Raw genomic sequence first — 16,659 nt, 5'->3', positions numbered from 1 at the left:
CACAATAGCGAAATCAGATTTGTCATCAGCCTTCCCCTCTCCCTGAACGGGAGAGGGGAAGTCGCTAAGCCTCTTCCACGGAAACCCGCAATGCTGCCAGCGCCAGACGGGCCGCTTTCAGCACCTGCTCACACTGTTCCAGCGTCAGCGTCAGCGGCGGCTCGATGCGAATCGTCCTCGCGTTATTTAGCGTTCCGGCCACCAGCACCCGCTGGCGGAACATCTCGCTGGCAAAGTCATAACCGATTTCGTTATCAACAAACTCAATTGCCATCAGCATGCCTTTACCACGTACTTCATTCACCAGATCCGGATACTCGCGGGCCAGTTGACGGAAGCCGTCCAGCAGGATGTCGCCTTTCTGCTCCGCCTGCGCGGGCAGGTTTTGCGTCAGCAGCACGTTGATGGTCGCCAGAGCCGCCGCGCAGGCCAGCGGATTACCGCCAAAGGTGGTGGTGTGCAGGAACGGATTGTCGAACAGCACCGAGAACACCTCTTCGGTGGCGATCGTTGCGCCAATTGGCATCACGCCGCCGCCCAGCGCTTTGGCAAGGCACAGAATATCTGGCTGGACGTTTTCATGCTCGCAGGCAAACATCTTGCCGGTGCGGCCCATCCCGGTCTGCACTTCATCGAGGATCAGCAGTGCGCCAAACTCGTCGCACAGCTTGCGAACCGCAGGCAGATAGCCCGGCGGCGGCAGAATGACCCCGCCTTCGCCCTGAATTGGCTCAAGGATCACCGCCGCAACGTCATCGCCGGTTTTCTTACACTCGCTAAGCAGCGTACGCATGGCGTTAATATCGCCAAACGGCACATGGCGAAACCCTGGCAACAGCGGCATAAACGGCTTACGGAAGGTGGATTTAGCAGTGGCCGAGAGCGCGCCCAGTGATTTACCGTGAAACGCGCCGCTGGTGGCGACGAAGGTAAACTTGCCCCGCGGAGACTGGTAAGCTTTCGCTAGCTTTAGCGCCGCTTCGACTGATTCGGTACCGCTATTGCTAAAGAAGCTGTATTTCAGTTTGCCGGGCGTTAAGGCCGCCAGCGTTTTTGCCAGCATGGCCCGCAGCGGGTCCAGCAGTTCCTGGCTATGAAGAGGTTGTTTAGCGAGCTGATTCTCGACGGCGGAAACGACAACTGGATTACGGTGCCCTACATTAAAAATCCCAAACCCACCCAGGCAGTCAATAAACTCCTGTCCCTGAGTGTCGACAAGCGTATTCAACCCTCCCGCTTGCCACTCTACGGCCCCGTAATCCCCGCCAGCAGTGACTGATTTTCGATACGCTAAAAACCCTGGATTCACATGCTCTTTAAAGTATTCCCTGACCTCCTGATTAAGTGATTTCATCTCCTCATGATCGAGCGTTCGCTTTTCAATGAGATTCAGTGCGTGTGCGCTGCAGGCCAGAGCCGATGCGCTGGAAGGTAACCTGTTCAAAATGAGCTCCTGGACGGGGCGTATCACATGATACTGAATTAAGTATTGCAGGGATTACGCCACTTCGGCTCGGGCCAGGAAAATCGGGATAAACGCAACGTGAAATGGTGATTGTGCAAAATTTAATCTCACGGCGATATTATTGGCATGTTTTACTCCTGAAGGCGCAAAACGATGCAGGAAAGGGCTTCCGCCGCATGCTTTGCGGCGGTGCAGGCTGCCCTGCTGTGGGGCAGAAGGTTAGTCGAGCTGGGAAATCTCCATTGCCGCGCGGTCAATCACGCCGATAATTTGCTTCAATTGCGCTTCGGTAATTTCCTGCTGATTAACTCTTAAATCCAGTACCGCTTTGAAGTTTTCCAGGGCGCGCTTCATCTGCGGGTTTTTACGCAGTTCACAGCCCACCATGCGGGCCTGTAGCCTGGCCTGGATATGCTCCAGATGTTCCTGGTTTTCAGCATGCAGCTGGCTGCCCTCGGCGGTAATAGCGATTTTTTTGCGCCCGTTCTCGTCGGCAACGCTGATCAGCCCCTGATCCTGGAGGAGGTCGAGCGTCGGATAGATAACGCCGGGACTCGGGCTGTAGTTACCCTGGGTCAGGGTTTCAATCTCTTTGATTAGCTCGTAACCGTGGCTGGCGTTGCGGGTGAGGATATCCAGAATAACCAGACGCAACTCGCCGTGACCAAAGAAGCGCTGACGGCGTCCGCCACCTCCGCCTCTGCGGCCATGTTCGCTATGTTCACCGTGGCGTCCACGTGGCCCACGTCCTTCTTCGTGATGATGTCTCATGTTTTGTTCCTGTGTCGTTTTGATATATCTAATTTATATCTAAAAAATATTTTATGGCAACCATGAAATTTATTTATTTTTTATAATATTGATATTTAAGGGTTTGTTTTGATTTTTTGACTTTTGTGGCGTTTTGTTATGCTTATATCAAAAAATGCTTGCATTCTTTTTTAATGGCAATCATTATCATTTGCAAGATTTTTAGATATATCTATTTACTGTTCACGAAGGCGACTGAAAATGACAACGACAAATCAACCTAAATATCCGCAACGCGTGCGTAACGAGCTGCGTTTTCGTGAGTTAACCGTGCTGCGCATCGAGCGTATCGGTCGCGCTTTCCAGCGCATCGTGCTGGGTGGAGAGGCGCTGAATGGCTTTGTTTCCCAGGGGTTTGACGACCATACCAAGCTCTTTTTCCCCGAAGCGGGATCTGCGTTCACCCCGCCAGAGGTGACGGATGAAGGCATTAACTGGGGTGAGGGCGTGCGCCCGGCGACCCGCGACTATACGCCGTTGTACGATGCTGAACGTAATGAGCTGGCGTACGACTTCTTTATTCACGATGGCGGTATCGCCAGCAGCTGGGCGCTGGCGGCGAAAGTTGGCGATAAGCTGGTGATCGGCGGTCCGCGTGGTTCGCTGGTGGTGCCGGAGGATTACGCCTGGCAGTTGTACGTCACCGATGAGTCCGGAATGCCCGCGCTGCGCCGCCGTCTGTTAGGGTTACAGCTGCTCCCGACGCGTCCGCAGGTGACGGCGATTGTGACCATTGGCGATGAGTCTTACAAAGATTATCTGGCGGATCTCAACGGCTTTAATATTGAGTGGGTAGTGGGGCATAACTCATCTGCCGTGGCTGAGCGCCTGGCGCAGGTGGTGGTTCCGGCGGAAGACTATTTTATCTGGGTGACCGGGGAAGGGGCGGTGGTGAAATCGCTGCTGGCGCGCTTTGAAGGTGAAGAGATTGACCCGCAGCTGGTGCGTTCTCAGGCCTATTGGCACAGTAAGTAAGCGCGGAGAAAACCCGGGTTGCGGCTGACGCCTTACCCGGGCTACGAAAGAGAATTGCGCGGTGGTTTTCCCGGAGGCGATGCTGCGCATCTGTCCGGGCTACCGTCTCGCAGACGCCGGTGAACCTGTAGCCCGGGCAGGCGCTTTGCGCCGCCCCCGGGAGAAGAATGCAGAGAGGCAGAATTTCCCGGAGGCGATGCTGCGCATCTGTCCGGGCTACCGGCCCGCAGTCGGCTGTGAACCTGTAGCCCTGCTAAGCGCAGCGCGAGCAGGGGAGATGTCCGGGAAATTAACGCTGCGCCAGCGCTTTAAATACCATTGCCACCGCGTGGGCGCCGGGGTCCATATTGCCGCGCAGGCTATCGCTGTTCAGATACGACGCGCGCCCGGCGTTGGCTTTGCTGGCGTGAAGGGTACGATCTGCGCCCGCCTGCGCCGCCGCGAAAGCTGCCTGCAGATTCGCCGGTTCCGCCAGCAGCGCTGTCAATGCCGGTTGCAGGGCGTCGATCATGGTACGGTCGCCTTCATCCGCGCCGCCGTAAAATTTCATCTGCGCCAGACCGGCGTTCAGCGCTTCGGCGACGTTCGCTCCCTGCTCCAGCTTCTGCCCGGCGGCGGTGAAGAAAATCGACATCAGCACGCCGCTGGAGCCACCCATCACGACGGTCAGGCGCTCGCCAATTAAGGCAAATAGCGTGGCGAGGTTATCCAGCGGCAGCTGCTGGCGCTGTAATAAATCGGCGATGTCGCGCGCCCCGGCGGCGAAAGTGGAGCCGGTATCGCCGTCGCCGACTTTGGCATCCAGCGCGTTGAGGTCTGCTTCCAGATCGGACAGCGTCCCGGTCACCTGCTCGACATAACCCGCAACCACGCTATTCTGTGAAGGCTCAAACTCTACGCGAGTGCTGCGCAGCGATGACGGCATCACGTTGATTTCACGCGGCTGCACCGGCATCTGCCAGCCTGCGGTTTCTACCGCAGAAAGCAGCGCTTTCTCGATGCTTTCCTCCAGCACGATGGCGGTGAGGGAGAAGCCTTTCATATCCAGCGCGGTCACCAGCGAGGCCGGGCCAATCAGCCAGTCGATACGCTGGCGCAGCGGAGTATTCGCCAGCTCACGGGTCAGAATCGCCATTTCGGCAATCGACACGCCGCCGAGGTTGTTGATCATCACCGCCAGGCGGCCAGTTTCCGGCAGGGCGGCGGTGAGTTTCTCAACCATCAGGCCTACGATTTCCGCGCTGTTCTGGGTAGCGATAACCGAAGCGCCCGGTTCGCCGTGGATCCCCATCCCCAGTTCGGCCTGGTCGGGATGATGGCGCGGCGTCGATTCCGCATCCTGCGGCAGATGGCAGCTGGAGAGCGCCAGGCCAAGGCTGACGGTATGGTTGGCGGCATACTGCGCCTCACGCAGCACGGTTGCCAGATTATGACCGCGTTCGGCAAAGTAACCCGCCACTTTATGCACCAGGATCGTCCCGGCGATGCCGCGCGGATGTTTGTTATCCGGCAGCGAAATATCATCTCCGACGATCAGCATTTCAACGTTATAGCCCAGGCGACGCGCTTTCTCCGCCGCAAGGCCGAAGTTCAGGCGATCGCCGGTATAGTTCTTCACGATCAGCAGGCAGCCCGCTTCGCCGGTCACCGCCTGAATGGCAGTCAGTACCGCATCGACGCTCGGCGAAGCAAATAGATCGCCGCAGACGGCAGCGGTCAGCATCCCTTTACCAACAAACCCCGCATGTGCCGGTTCGTGACCGGAACCGCCGCCGGAGATCACCGCGACGTTATTTTTGTCGAGATCGCGGCGCACCACCACGCGAATGGCGGGATCGCTCTCCAGCCGGGCCAGATTGTTCCACGGGCTGGCGATAATGGTCCCTTCAATCACTTCGTTGACGAGGTTGGCGCGCTGATTAAAAAAGAATTGAGACATAACGGATCCTGGATATTGAGCAAAAAGCCGGAGGACTGGCCCCCGGCAGCGAAAAGGTGGGTGGCAAGCTACCCGCGAATAATGCGTTTGCCGGGAATATCGAGCGTGACGGTATCGCCGTTTTGCAACGTGTTCAGCGCTTCATCCTGCTGGCAAAGCATGGCGATACCGGCCTGACGGGCGATAATCGCGCCGTGAGAAAGTTCGCTGCCCGCCTGCAGGCAGATGCCCTTGACCTGCCGGGCGTCGAGCTGCAGCACGGTAGAGGGGAAGATATCGTCGGCAACGAGAATTGTTGGCCCGCTAAATTGCGGCAACGGCTCACTGCGGTCCTGAAGGTGGCGCAGCGTTCGATGCAAAATATCTTCAATATCAATATAGCGCGCTTGCAGGTAGGCATCGTCGAGATGGCGATATTGCTGGCTTAAATCGACCAGCACCTGATACCACGCCCACTCAGCGCAACACTGTTCATCGCGCACAATATCGCAGGCGGATTCGAATAAATCAGGGTCGTCGAGCAGGGTATGATGCCCGGAGAAGATTGCCGCGATATCGGCGCAATACTTCTCTTCCGCCTGCGTGGTCAGCGCGCTAAGGTCTTCCAGCGTCTGGTCGATGGCTCGTTTCAGGCGCAGTTGCTCCTGCCCAGTATCGCCGCAATTTTCCCGCTCTACCGCAGCATGCGGCTGCGGGTACCGCGCTACGCGGCCCTGTACGCGAGCGTCTGTGGCGGGGTGAACCGCAGGCGATGCGCCCGTTTGCTCGCCGAAGTTGTCTGCCGCCAGTACCTGAAATGCCGCCAGCGCGGCGTCGGCGTCCGGGCCGCGGGCCAGAAGCCGTAAGGTATCGTTACAGCGAACCTGGAGCAGGGCGATTTGGTTGAGGCTATCCGGGGTCACGCATTTCCCCTCTTTTTCCAGCACCAGCTCGGCATTGAACCCGGTCAGCGCGGCGACCAGCTTTGATGCCGGGCGAACGTGCAGGCCGTTGTGATTTTTAATGACCACCGAAACGGAGCGCGCATCGGTCAGCGCGGCGACGGTGGAAGAGGATTGCGGTTGCGATGGTAATCCCAGCTGTACGCGCTTTGCCTCCAGCGCATTCATGGCGTCTTCGATCACCTTATCGATATTGGCTCCGGCAGCGGCGCTGACCGTCGCTGCCAGGGTGCCTTCGACCAGCGGTGCGGCACATAGCCGAACCTTCGCGGCAATCGCCGGATCGAGTAGATCCAGCGCGGTTTCGGCGCTGAGGAGGGCGCTGCCGATATCCATCATCACCAGCACATGATCGGTGTCGGCAACGGATTCAATCGCTTCCATGACCTTTATCGGATCGGTGCCGATCGGGCTTGTAGGATCGTCAATCCCGGCGGCGATCGCCAGCTTACAGCCGTCGTTCATTAACATCTGCCGGGCCAGTTCTCCGACACCTTCGCCCAACTGGGCGCTATGAGAAACAATAACCAGGTTTACCATCGCGTTTTCCTTACTCTTTTGCTGCCGCTGCCAGCATCTGAACCATAAACATCACCGAGGTTGCTCCCGGATCCTGATGTCCAATGCTGCGCTCGCCGAGGTAGCTGGCGCGGCCTTTGCGGGCCTGCATAGTGATCGTGGCGTGGACGGCGGCTTGTGCCTGTTCGCAGGCGGCATCCAGCGCGCTTTGTATCGACAGGTGCTGCTCGCTCGACTGACGCAATGATTCCGCCACTGGCAGCCAGACGTCGCACATGGTTTTATCCCCCGGCTCCGCTTTGCCGCGATTGACCACGCCGTCCGCACCTTCACGGATCGTTTGATAAAGCTCATCCAGGGTCAGGCTTTGATGGGCCTGGGTCACCTGGGCGGCGCGAATAAAGAAGGTGCCGAATAGCGGGCCGCTGGCTCCGCCGACGTTGGAGAGCAGCGTCATGCCGGTGTTCTTCAGAATGAAGCCAATGTCTTTATCGGCAATGGACGGCAGCTTTTCTACCACCTTGCTAAAACCACGATGCATATTCAGGCCGTGGTCGGCGTCGCCAATTTCTCTGTCCAGACCGGTTAAAAAATCACTCTCTTTGGTGAAGATTTCGCCGCAGCGATAGAGCCAGTCTACGATTTGCGTTCTGCTTAATGACATGTCGTGCTCCTTATTTTCCCCAGTTTAGCGCCGGGGTGTGAACCGGGGCGTCCCATAATGCCAGCGTCTCGTCATCGGCTTTGAGCAGGGTGATGGAAAAGCCCACCATGTCCAGAGAGGTACAGTAGCTGCCGATAAGATTGCGTTCGATAACGATGTCGGTTTCCTCGCAGCGCTGCGCCAGGCGGCTGTAGACGCCGTACAGTTCTGATAGCGGCGTCGCGCCGAGGTTGTTGACCAGGGCGATGACGCGATCGCCTTTTTGCAGTGCTTTTTTCGCCTGCGGTACGTCCTGCCATGCGCCTTTGACGTTATCCCACTGGCGCAGCGTGCGGCTGTAGGTGCCGTTCTCCAGTAGGGTTTCGAACATTTCATCGACGGTGCGATCGAGGGAAGTGAAGCGGCGGCGATCGATGCCCGGTTCGCCGTGAATACCCACGCCGAACTCCATTTCGTCATCCTGTAATTCGAATGAGGGCTGCCCAGCGGCCGGGACAGTACAGGCGCCGAGCGCGATACCGATAGAGTGACCGAGGTTGTTGAGGCTACGTCCCAGTTCGGCGCAGTCTTGCAGAGAGTCGCCGCGTTCAGCCGCCGCGCCAACCAGTTTCTCAATCAGCACGGTATTGGCAACCCCGCGACGCCCGGCGGTGTAAAGGCTGTCTTTTACCGCCACGTCGTCATCGATCACGACGGTGGTAACCTTCACACCGCTTTCATGCAGTAGTTCGGTGGCGGTTTCGAAGTTAAGAATGTCGCCAGTATAGTTTTTGATAATCAGCAGTACGCCTTCGCCGCCGTCGATGTTCATGGCGCATTCGAACATTTTATCCGGCGTAGGGGAGGTGAAAATCTCACCCGGGCAGGCACCGGAGAGCATCCCCTTGCCGATATAGCCGCAATGCATCGGCTCATGGCCGCTGCCGCCGCCGGAGAGCAGCGCCACTTTTCCCGCGACCGGGGCATCGGCACGGGTCACGTAGACCGGGTCCTGGTGAAGCGTGAGTTCAGGGTGTGCTTTCGCCAGGCCAGCTAATTGTTCACTCAGTACATCTTCGACACGGTTAATCAGTTTTTTCATTGCTTATTCTCCGTCGGAGGTTGCCGATGCGGCCTCTCTGCTGACGGAGGCGGTCATCGTGTAGGGGTACCGCCTGACGATATGCGATATCCGGCGATGTATTGATTCTGGCTGAGTTAGCGGAAAAAAAAATCGTCATAAAACGGGTTTCATTACGGAACGCGATTGTTATTTTATGTTCCTTAATGAAACATTTTTAATCAGGGAAATGGAAAAATGCGACGCAAAGCTATTTTTCTACCTCGCTTTACATACCCGGAAGGCGCTGGCAAAGAAATAGTTTTTGCTGCTATTGCTGCCTGTACTGGTGGAAAACACGACCAGTCATTCGGTTTCAGACCTGTTTTTATGCCAAACGAGCGGATCGGGATCGCAATCCCAGCGTTTGATGTGAATTTACGTTCCAATATGAAACAATAATTTTTGTTATCCGTTTCATATCGGGACAAAAATGCGAAACATTTTTTTGCCCGCCGCTCGCCCTACAGTGATGGCATCGCTCAGGTAGCGCTTTCGTTCCCGCTCTTAATACGAGGCTGGAAGAAGAAATGCCGGGGCTCATCATGTAAAACATGCACTTATTTGAGGGTGAACGGAATGCTAAAAGTTATTCAATCTCCAGCCAAATATCTCCAGGGTCCAGATGCCTCCACTCTGTTTGGTCAGTACGCTAAAAACCTGGCGGACAGCTTTTTCGTGATTGCCGATGACTTCGTGATGAAGCTGGCGGGAGATAAAGTGTTGAATGGCCTGAACAGCCACAATATCAGCTGCCATGCTGAGCGCTTTAACGGTGAGTGCAGCCATGTTGAAATCAATCGCCTGATTGCCATTCTGAAACAGCACGGCTGTCGCGGCGTAGTGGGTATTGGCGGCGGGAAAACGCTCGATACGGCAAAAGCGATTGGTTATTACCAGAAGCTGCCGGTGGTGGTGATCCCAACGATTGCCTCCACCGATGCGCCAACCAGCGCGCTGTCGGTTATCTACACCGAAGCCGGTGAGTTTGAAGAGTACCTGATTTACCCGAAAAACCCGGATATGGTGGTGATGGATACGGCAATTATCGCTAAAGCGCCGGTACGTCTGCTGGTGGCCGGGATGGGTGATGCGCTTTCAACCTGGTTTGAAGCGAAGGCCTGCTATGACTCCAGAGCCACCAGTATGGCGGGCGGTCAGTCTACGGCGGCGGCCTTGAGCCTGGCGCGCCTGTGCTATGATACGCTGCTGGCGGAAGGGGAAAAAGCCCGTCTCGCCGCTCAGGCCGGGGTCGTCACCGATGCGCTGGAGCGCATTGTTGAAGCGAATACCTACCTCAGCGGTATCGGCTTTGAAAGCAGCGGTCTGGCCGCGGCGCACGCCATTCACAACGGTTTCACCATCCTCGAAGAGTGCCATCATTTGTACCACGGCGAAAAAGTTGCTTTTGGCACCCTGGCGCAGCTGGTGCTGCAAAACAGCCCAATGGAAGAGATCGAAACCGTGCTGAACTTCTGCCAGAAAGTTGGCCTGCCGGTGACTTTGGCGCAGATGGGCGTGAAAGAGGGTATAGATGAGAAAATTCAGGCGGTAGCGAAAGCGACCTGCGCTGAAGGCGAAACCATCCACAATATGCCGTTCCCGGTCAGCGCCCAGAGCGTGCATGCGGCGATTCTGACCGCTGACCTGCTTGGGCAGCAGTGGCTGGCGCGTTAATTTAGCGTCGGCTTGCCCGGCCTGGCTAAAATATCCCTTCGGCGGTTTCCGTCGAAGGGTTTGTCGTTTTTAATACAGCGGAAATGGATATGACGGCGCAGACTCAACGCTTTCCTTCGGTGATAACTCAGTCATGGCATCGTTGCAGCAAGTTTATGCAGCGGGAAACCTGGCAGGCGCCGCATCAGGCGCAGGGACTGACCTTTGAATCGATTTGCCGGCGCAAGACCGCGCTGCTGACAATTGGTCAGGCGGCGCTGGAAGATGCCTGGGAGTTTATGGATAGCCGTCCCTGCGCGTTATTTATTCTCGATGAGTCCGCCTGTATTCTCAGCCGCTGCGGCGATCCGCAGACTATCGCCCAACTGGCGGAACTGGGGTTTCTCGACGGCAGTTACTGTGCAGAAAGCATTATCGGCAGCTGTGCGCTCTCGCTGGCCTCAATGCTCGGACAGCCGGTGAAGACCTCTGGCGATCAGCATTTTAAGCAGGTTCTGCATGGTTGGTCGTTCAGCTCCACGCCGGTGTTTGATAACCATGGACGCCTGTTTGGCTCCATTTCGCTGTGTTGCCAGATTGAAGAGCAGGCCACGTCGGATTTGTCCCTGACCCTCGCGATCGCGCGGGAAGTCGGTAACTCTCTGCTCACCGATAGCCTGCTGGCCGAGTCGAACCGCCATCTTAACCAGATGTATGGTCTGCTGGAGAGCATGGATGATGGGGTGATGGCCTGGAACGAGCAGGGCGTTTTGCAGTTTCTTAACGTGCAGGCCGCAACGCTGTTACACCTCGATGCGCAGGCCAGCCAGGGGAAAAATATCAATGACCTGGTGACGCTTCCGGCTCTGCTGCGTCGGGCAATTAAGCACGCGCGCGGGCTGAATCACGTTGAAGTCACCTTTGAGAGTCAGCATCAGTTTATTGATGCGGTAATCACCCTCAAACCGATTGTTGAAGAGCAGGGCAACAGCTTTATTTTGCTGCTGCATCCGGTTGAGCAGATGCGCCAGCTAATGACCAGCCAGCTTGGCAAAGTGAGCCATACCTTTGAACAGATGTCGGCGGACGATCCGGAAACACGACGGCTGATTCACTTTGGCCGCCAGGCGGCGCGCGGCGCTTTTCCGGTGCTGCTGTGTGGTGAAGAAGGTGTGGGTAAAGAGCTGCTCAGCCAAGCGATTCATAATGAGAGCGAGCGGGGCGGTGGACCGTATATCGCGGTCAACTGCCAGCTGTATGCCGACAGCGTATTGGGTCAGGATTTTATGGGTAGCGCGCCGACGGACGATGAAAACGGGCGTCTTAGCCGTCTTGAGCTGGCCAACGGCGGGACGCTGTTTCTGGAAAAAATCGAATATCTGGCACCGGAGCTGCAATCCGCGCTGTTGCAGGTTATCAAGCAGGGTGTGTTAACCCGCCTGGATGCCCGCCGGCTGATCCCGGTGGACGTTAAAGTCATCGCCACCACCACCGTTGACCTTGCCAATCTGGTAGAGCAAAACCGCTTTAGCCGCCAGCTTTACTACGCGCTGCATTCGTTTGAGATTGTCATTCCGCCGCTGCGGGCACGGCGCAACAGTATTCCATCGTTAGTGCATAATCGCCTGAAGAGCCTGGAAAAACGGTTTTCATCGCGCCTGAAGGTGGACGACGATGCTCTGGCGCAGTTGGTAGCCTACTCCTGGCCGGGCAATGATTTTGAACTGAACAGCATTATCGAGAACATTGCTATCAGCAGCGAAAACGGCCATATCCGCCTGAGCAATCTGCCGGAATATCTGTTTGCCGAGCGCCACGGCACCGATGTCAGTTCGTCGCTATTACCCGCCAGCCTGACCTTTAGCGCTATCGAGAAAGAGGCGATTATCCATGCCGCTCGCGTAACTAGCGGACGGGTGCAGGAGATGTCGCAGCTACTGAATATTGGCCGCACCACGCTATGGCGCAAGATGAAACAGTACGATATTGATGCCAGCCAGTTTAAGCGCAAGCATCTGGAGTAGTTTCTTCGATTCTGGCCATCGAGAAGAGCGCATCGGACAAGCGGTTGATGTAGCGCTTGAGATCATCGCGCACGGCAAGCGTTCTGCCCGCCGCCGTCAGAATACGCTCCAGCCGACGCGCCAGCGTTCGCGCGACGTGCAGCTGCGCGGACGCCAGGTTTTTCCCCGGGATGACAAACTCTTTGAGCGGGCCGCTTTGCGCCATATTGCGGTCAATTATCTTCTCAAGAGACTGAATATCCTCGGTATTAATCGTCTGCGTTAAGCGAGCGAGACCTTTCTCATCGCTGGCGAGTTCCGCGCCCAGCACAAACAGCATCTTCTGTATGGCGTGCAGATCCTGGCGTAATTCTACCTGGTGCGTGCTGGCATAGCAGACGCCAAGCTGTGAAATCAGTTCATCCACCGTGCCGTAGGCGTTAACGCGAATGTCGTCTTTGTCGATACGGCTGCCGCCAAACAGCGCGGTGGTACCTTTATCGCCGGTTCGGGTATAGATGCGGTACATTTATTTTATCTCGCTGAAGGGAAGCACTTTGACCAGTTGACCGGCATTGACGCCGAGCGTGCGGATTTGCCCGATTCCGCCGGCAATATGTCCGCGGACCAGCGCCCGAACCTCGGGCAACTGGGCATGCGTTAAGGCAATATCACCCGTTGCGTTGAGGCCGAGACCAACGCGCAGCGTCGAACTTTTGGCTGCCAGTTTACTTAACGCCAGCGCGCAATCATTCCCGTCGTAACAGATAGCCCGGCACGGGACGCCTTGTTCCTCCAGCCCCCAGCATAGCTCATCAAGCTCACGGGTATCCTGCCAGCATGAGTGATAAAACAGATGTACGCTCGGTGATGAAAGTGACATTGCGTCCCCCCTTTATTTATCAGAAAGCCTGGCGGAAGATTTCGGCGATCTCTTTCTCATTACCCTTGCGCGGGTTAGAGAACGCATTGCCGTCTTTCAGCGCCATTTCCGCCATGTAAGGGAAATCGGCCTCTTTCACGCCCAGTTCTTTCAGATGCTGCGGAATACCGATATCGGCAGAGAGGCGGGCGATGGCGCGAATGGCCTGTTCAGCAGCGTCCATCGTTGACAGTCCGTCAGTGTTTTCCCCCATAAATCCGGCGATATCAGCAAATTTTTCCGGGTTGGCAATCAGGTTATAGCGCGCAACGTGGGGTAGCAGAACGGCGTTCGCTACCCCATGTGGCATGTCGTACAGGCCGCCGAGCTGGTGTGCCATGGCGTGAACATAGCCGAGGTTGGCGTTGTTGAAGGCCATACCCGCCAGTAGAGAGGCGTAGGCCATGTTCTCGCGGGCTTTCAGATTGCTGCCCAGCGCCACCGCCTGGCGTAAGTTACGGGCGATTAGGCGAATCGCCTGGATTGCTGCGGCATCGGTCACCGGGTTGGCATCTTTGGAAATATAGGCCTCCACGGCATGGGTCAGGGCATCCATTCCGGTAGCGGCAGTCAGCGGTGCTGGTTTGCCGAGCATTAGCAGCGGGTCATTAATGGAGACCGACGGCAGGTTACGCCAGCTGACAATGACGAATTTCACTTTTGTTTTGGTATTGGTCAACACGCAGTGGCGGGTGACTTCGCTGGCGGTACCAGCGGTGGTATTCACCGCCACGATCGGCGGCAGCGGGTTGGTCAGGGTTTCAATACCTGCGTAGTTGTAAAGCTCGCCTTCGTGAGTAGCCGCGATGCCAATCCCTTTACCACAGTCATGCGGACTGCCGCCGCCGACGGTGACGATAATATCGCACTGCTCTCTACGAAAAACCTCCAGACCGTCGCGCACGTTGGTATCTTTTGGATTTGGCTCGACGCCATCAAAAACAACCACCTCAATACCCGCTTCACGCAGATGTTCGAGCGTTTTATCTACCGCACCGTCTTTAATTGACCGCAGGCCTTTATCGGTCACCAGCAACGCTTTTTTCCCGCCCAGCAGTTTGCAGCGCTCGCCAACCACGGAAACGGCATTGGGGCCAAAAAAATTCACGTTTGGCACCAGGTAATCAAACATACGATAGCTCATAATATACCTTCTTAGATTTGAATTATAATTCAGAGAAACAACTCAGTGCAGTTTCAGCTAATAGCTTGTCCTGTTCAACGGTACCACCGCTTACGCCAACAGCACCGATTAGTTCACCGTTAAATATGACAGGCAAACCGCCGCCAAAAATAACGATTCGCTGTTGGTTAGTTAGCTGTAAACCATAGAGTGAAGCACCTGGCTGTACTGCATCAGTAATTTCATGAGTGCCCTTTCGCAGGCAGCAGGCGGTATAAGCTTTATTAAGTGAAATATCACAGCTGGTGACAAACGCGTCGTCCATGCGTTGCATCAGCAGCGTGTTTCCGCCGTGATCCACCACGGAAAAGACCACCGGGACGTTGATTTCAAGCGCTTTAGCCTCGACGGTTAGCGCCATTTTCTTTGCTGCCGCTAGCGTGATAGTGGCGATTTGTTGACTCTTATTCACAATATCTCCTGTCAAGGTATAGGGCTGAGGTCGCGAAAAATATCACGCTTCAGACATTATTTTATCGTTGGTTTTTCTTTATTCTCGCGCTGTAGGTTATTAAGTCAATAGTGCGAAAAAAGTGTCAGTAGTCAGTTTATTCTTGGTGTCAGATGTTTATTGATAATGATCATTTAACCTGGTCACATTTCGTTGTGACTGCTCTAAATTTACGTTTCATAATGAAACTCTCAAGTTTTATTTTGTATCAAACTGGAACGTAATTAATTTTATTTTTTTATTATTCTGCTCATTTAAAGTTCCGCTATTGCTGATTCACACTATCTCAGGAGAGTTTAATACCTCCTGCGGTATTGCCCGGCGTTCCTATTATTTATCTTTTGAGTCAACGAGCTATGAGAAGATCAAAACGATTCGAAGTCCTTGCCCAGCGAGCAGTCAATCAGGATGGGCTTATTGGTGAATGGCCGGAAGAGGGGCTGATCGCCATGGAAAGTCCATACGATCCGGCGTCGTCGGTGAAGGTAAAAAACGGTCGGATTGTTGAGCTGGACGGCAAGAGCCGCGAACAGTTTGACATGATTGACCGCTTTATTGCCGACTACGCGATTAACGTTGCGGAAACCGAACGCGCCATGCAGCTCGACGCGCTGGAAATCGCCCGAATGCTGGTGGATATCCACGTTAGCCGGGAAGAGATTATTGCCATTACCACCGCCATTACCCCGGCGAAAGCGGTGGAGGTGATGGCGAAAATGAACGTGGTGGAAATGATGATGGCGCTGCAAAAAATGCGCGCCAGACGCACTCCTTCCAACCAGTGTCACGTCACTAATCTGAAAGATAACCCGGTGCAGATTGCTGCGGATGCCGCCGAAGCCGGGATCCGCGGATTTTCTGAGCAGGAAACCACAGTCGGTATCGCCCGCTATGCGCCGTTTAACGCTCTGGCGCTGCTGGTCGGCTCCCAGTGCGGCCGCCCTGGTGTGCTCACGCAATGTTCCGTCGAAGAAGCCACCGAGCTGGAACTGGGAATGCGTGGATTAACCAGCTATGCCGAAACGGTGTCGGTATACGGTACGGAGTCGGTGTTTACCGATGGCGATGACACGCCGTGGTCGAAAGCCTTTCTCGCCTCGGCCTATGCTTCCCGCGGGCTGAAAATGCGCTACACCTCTGGCACTGGCTCGGAGGCGCTGATGGGCTATTCAGAAAGTAAATCGATGCTGTACCTGGAGTCACGCTGCATCTTTATCACCAAAGGCGCGGGGGTGCAGGGGCTGCAAAACGGTGCGGTCAGCTGTATCGGGATGACCGGCGCGGTGCCGTCGGGGATCCGTGCGGTACTGGCGGAAAACCTGATAGCCTCGATGCTCGACCTCGAAGTGGCCTCAGCCAATGATCAAACCTTCTCACATTCCGATATTCGCCGCACCGCCCGCACGCTGATGCAGATGCTGCCCGGCACCGACTTTATCTTCTCCGGCTATAGCGCCGTGCCGAACTACGACAACATGTTTGCCGGGTCGAACTTCGATGCCGAAGACTTCGATGATTACAACATTTTGCAACGCGATCTGATGGTCGACGGTGGCCTGCGTCCGGTAACTGAAGAGGAAACCATCGCTATCCGCAATAAGGCTGCGCGCGCCATTCAGGCGGTATTCCGCGAACTGGGCCTGCCGCTGATTAGCGATGAGGAAGTAGACGCCGCCACCTATGCCCACGGCAGCAAAGATATGCCCGCGCGCAACGTAGTGGAGGATCTGGCCGCCGTGGAAGAGATGATGAAGCGCAATATCACCGGGCTGGATATCGTCAGCGCATTAAGTAGTAACGGCTTCGAAGATATCGCCAGCAACATTCTTAACATGCTAAGGCAGCGTGTGACCGGCGATTACCTGCAAACCTCCGCCATTCTGGATCGCCAGTTTGAAGTGGTTAGCGCCGTCAATGATATCAATGATTATCAGGGACCTGGCACCGGCTATCGCATCTCTGCCGAACGTTGGGAGGAAATTAAAAATATCGCGGGCGTGGTACAACCAGGCTCGATTGAATAAGGCGGTAC

General features: G+C 55.7%; 15 protein-coding genes. 5 read left to right on the top strand and 10 right to left on the bottom strand.

The annotated features are described in order from the left end of the window. Positions 1–64 precede the first annotated feature (64 nt). Both ygjG and HV127_RS03290 read right to left on the bottom strand, forming a co-directional pair. Positions 65–1,444: a putrescine aminotransferase gene (ygjG, locus tag HV127_RS03295; RefSeq protein WP_182235003.1), complete on the bottom strand. Its 1,380-nt coding sequence runs from the start codon at positions 1,442–1,444 to the stop codon at positions 65–67. 240 nt (positions 1,445–1,684) lie between these two features. Continuing rightward, positions 1,685–2,236, bottom strand: a complete 552-nt coding sequence (locus HV127_RS03290) for a PadR family transcriptional regulator (protein ID WP_182235002.1) — start codon at positions 2,234–2,236, stop codon at positions 1,685–1,687. Between the two features lie 240 nt (positions 2,237–2,476). Between HV127_RS03290 and HV127_RS03285 the strand changes: the two genes are divergently transcribed. Continuing rightward, positions 2,477–3,250, top strand: a complete 774-nt coding sequence (locus HV127_RS03285; RefSeq protein WP_182235001.1) for a siderophore-interacting protein — start codon at positions 2,477–2,479, stop codon at positions 3,248–3,250. A 289-nt stretch (positions 3,251–3,539) separates the two neighbouring features. On the opposite strand, the gene HV127_RS03280 is transcribed toward HV127_RS03285, so the two are convergent. The 4 genes from HV127_RS03280 to dhaK all read right to left on the bottom strand — a co-directional run bounded on the left by HV127_RS03280 (position 3,540) and on the right by dhaK (position 8,394). After that, positions 3,540–5,189 carry a glycerone kinase gene (locus tag HV127_RS03280; RefSeq protein WP_182235000.1) on the bottom strand — a complete coding sequence of 550 codons (1,650 nt, stop codon included), beginning with the start codon at positions 5,187–5,189 and terminating at the stop codon, positions 3,540–3,542. 68 nt (positions 5,190–5,257) lie between these two features. Then, entirely contained in the window at positions 5,258–6,670 is a 1,413-nt protein-coding gene (gene dhaM / locus HV127_RS03275; protein ID WP_182234999.1) for a dihydroxyacetone kinase phosphoryl donor subunit DhaM, read from the bottom strand. 10 nt (positions 6,671–6,680) lie between these two features. Further along, the gene (dhaL, locus tag HV127_RS03270) at positions 6,681–7,313 is read right to left on the bottom strand and encodes a dihydroxyacetone kinase subunit DhaL (RefSeq protein WP_110272982.1); all 633 of its coding nucleotides are present in this window, start codon (positions 7,311–7,313) and stop codon (positions 6,681–6,683) included. A 10-nt stretch (positions 7,314–7,323) separates the two neighbouring features. After that, positions 7,324–8,394, bottom strand: a complete 1,071-nt coding sequence (gene dhaK, locus HV127_RS03265) for a dihydroxyacetone kinase subunit DhaK (RefSeq protein WP_182234998.1) — start codon at positions 8,392–8,394, stop codon at positions 7,324–7,326. 216 nt (positions 8,395–8,610) lie between these two features. On the opposite strand from dhaK, the gene HV127_RS03260 reads away from it, so the two are divergent. The 3 genes from HV127_RS03260 (at position 8,611) to dhaR (ending at position 12,092) form a co-directional block, all read left to right on the top strand. Then, positions 8,611–8,814: a hypothetical protein gene (locus tag HV127_RS03260; RefSeq protein ID WP_182234997.1), complete on the top strand. Its 204-nt coding sequence runs from the start codon at positions 8,611–8,613 to the stop codon at positions 8,812–8,814. Between the two features lie 177 nt (positions 8,815–8,991). Then, positions 8,992–10,089 (top strand): glycerol dehydrogenase, encoded by a 1,098-nt coding sequence (locus HV127_RS03255; protein ID WP_181484802.1) that lies wholly within the window; start codon positions 8,992–8,994, stop codon positions 10,087–10,089. An 89-nt stretch (positions 10,090–10,178) separates the two neighbouring features. Next, entirely contained in the window at positions 10,179–12,092 is a 1,914-nt protein-coding gene (gene dhaR / locus HV127_RS03250; RefSeq protein ID WP_228727448.1) for a dihydroxyacetone kinase operon transcriptional regulator DhaR, read from the top strand. Here the strand turns inward: dhaR and HV127_RS03245 are convergent. From HV127_RS03245 to HV127_RS03230, 4 genes are read right to left on the bottom strand one after another with little or no spacing between them, the layout of a single operon-like run. Further along, positions 12,070–12,600: a cob(I)yrinic acid a,c-diamide adenosyltransferase gene (locus HV127_RS03245; protein WP_182234995.1), complete on the bottom strand. Its 531-nt coding sequence runs from the start codon at positions 12,598–12,600 to the stop codon at positions 12,070–12,072. The genes dhaR and HV127_RS03245 overlap by 23 nt on opposite strands. Then, on the bottom strand, positions 12,601–12,954 hold the full coding sequence (locus HV127_RS03240; protein WP_182234994.1) for a glycerol dehydratase reactivase beta/small subunit family protein: 354 nt from the start codon (positions 12,952–12,954) through the stop codon (positions 12,601–12,603). A 19-nt stretch (positions 12,955–12,973) separates the two neighbouring features. Continuing rightward, positions 12,974–14,137, bottom strand: a complete 1,164-nt coding sequence (dhaT, locus tag HV127_RS03235) for a 1,3-propanediol dehydrogenase (RefSeq protein WP_182234993.1) — start codon at positions 14,135–14,137, stop codon at positions 12,974–12,976. Positions 14,138–14,159: 22 nt separating this feature from the next. Beyond that, complete coding sequence (locus tag HV127_RS03230; RefSeq protein ID WP_182234992.1) at positions 14,160–14,588, bottom strand: heme-binding protein; 429 nt, start codon at positions 14,586–14,588, stop codon at positions 14,160–14,162. A 395-nt stretch (positions 14,589–14,983) separates the two neighbouring features. Between HV127_RS03230 and HV127_RS03225 the strand changes: the two genes are divergently transcribed. Further along, a complete protein-coding gene (locus HV127_RS03225; protein WP_182234991.1) occupies positions 14,984–16,651 on the top strand; it encodes a propanediol/glycerol family dehydratase large subunit in 1,668 nt (555 codons plus the stop codon). Positions 16,652–16,659 lie beyond the last annotated feature (8 nt).

Source organism: Klebsiella sp. RHBSTW-00215 (genome assembly GCF_014103785.1).
Classification (GTDB): domain Bacteria; phylum Pseudomonadota; class Gammaproteobacteria; order Enterobacterales; family Enterobacteriaceae; genus Klebsiella.
Note: the sequence above shows the minus strand (reverse complement) of the source record. Positions and strands in the feature narration are given on the sequence as shown.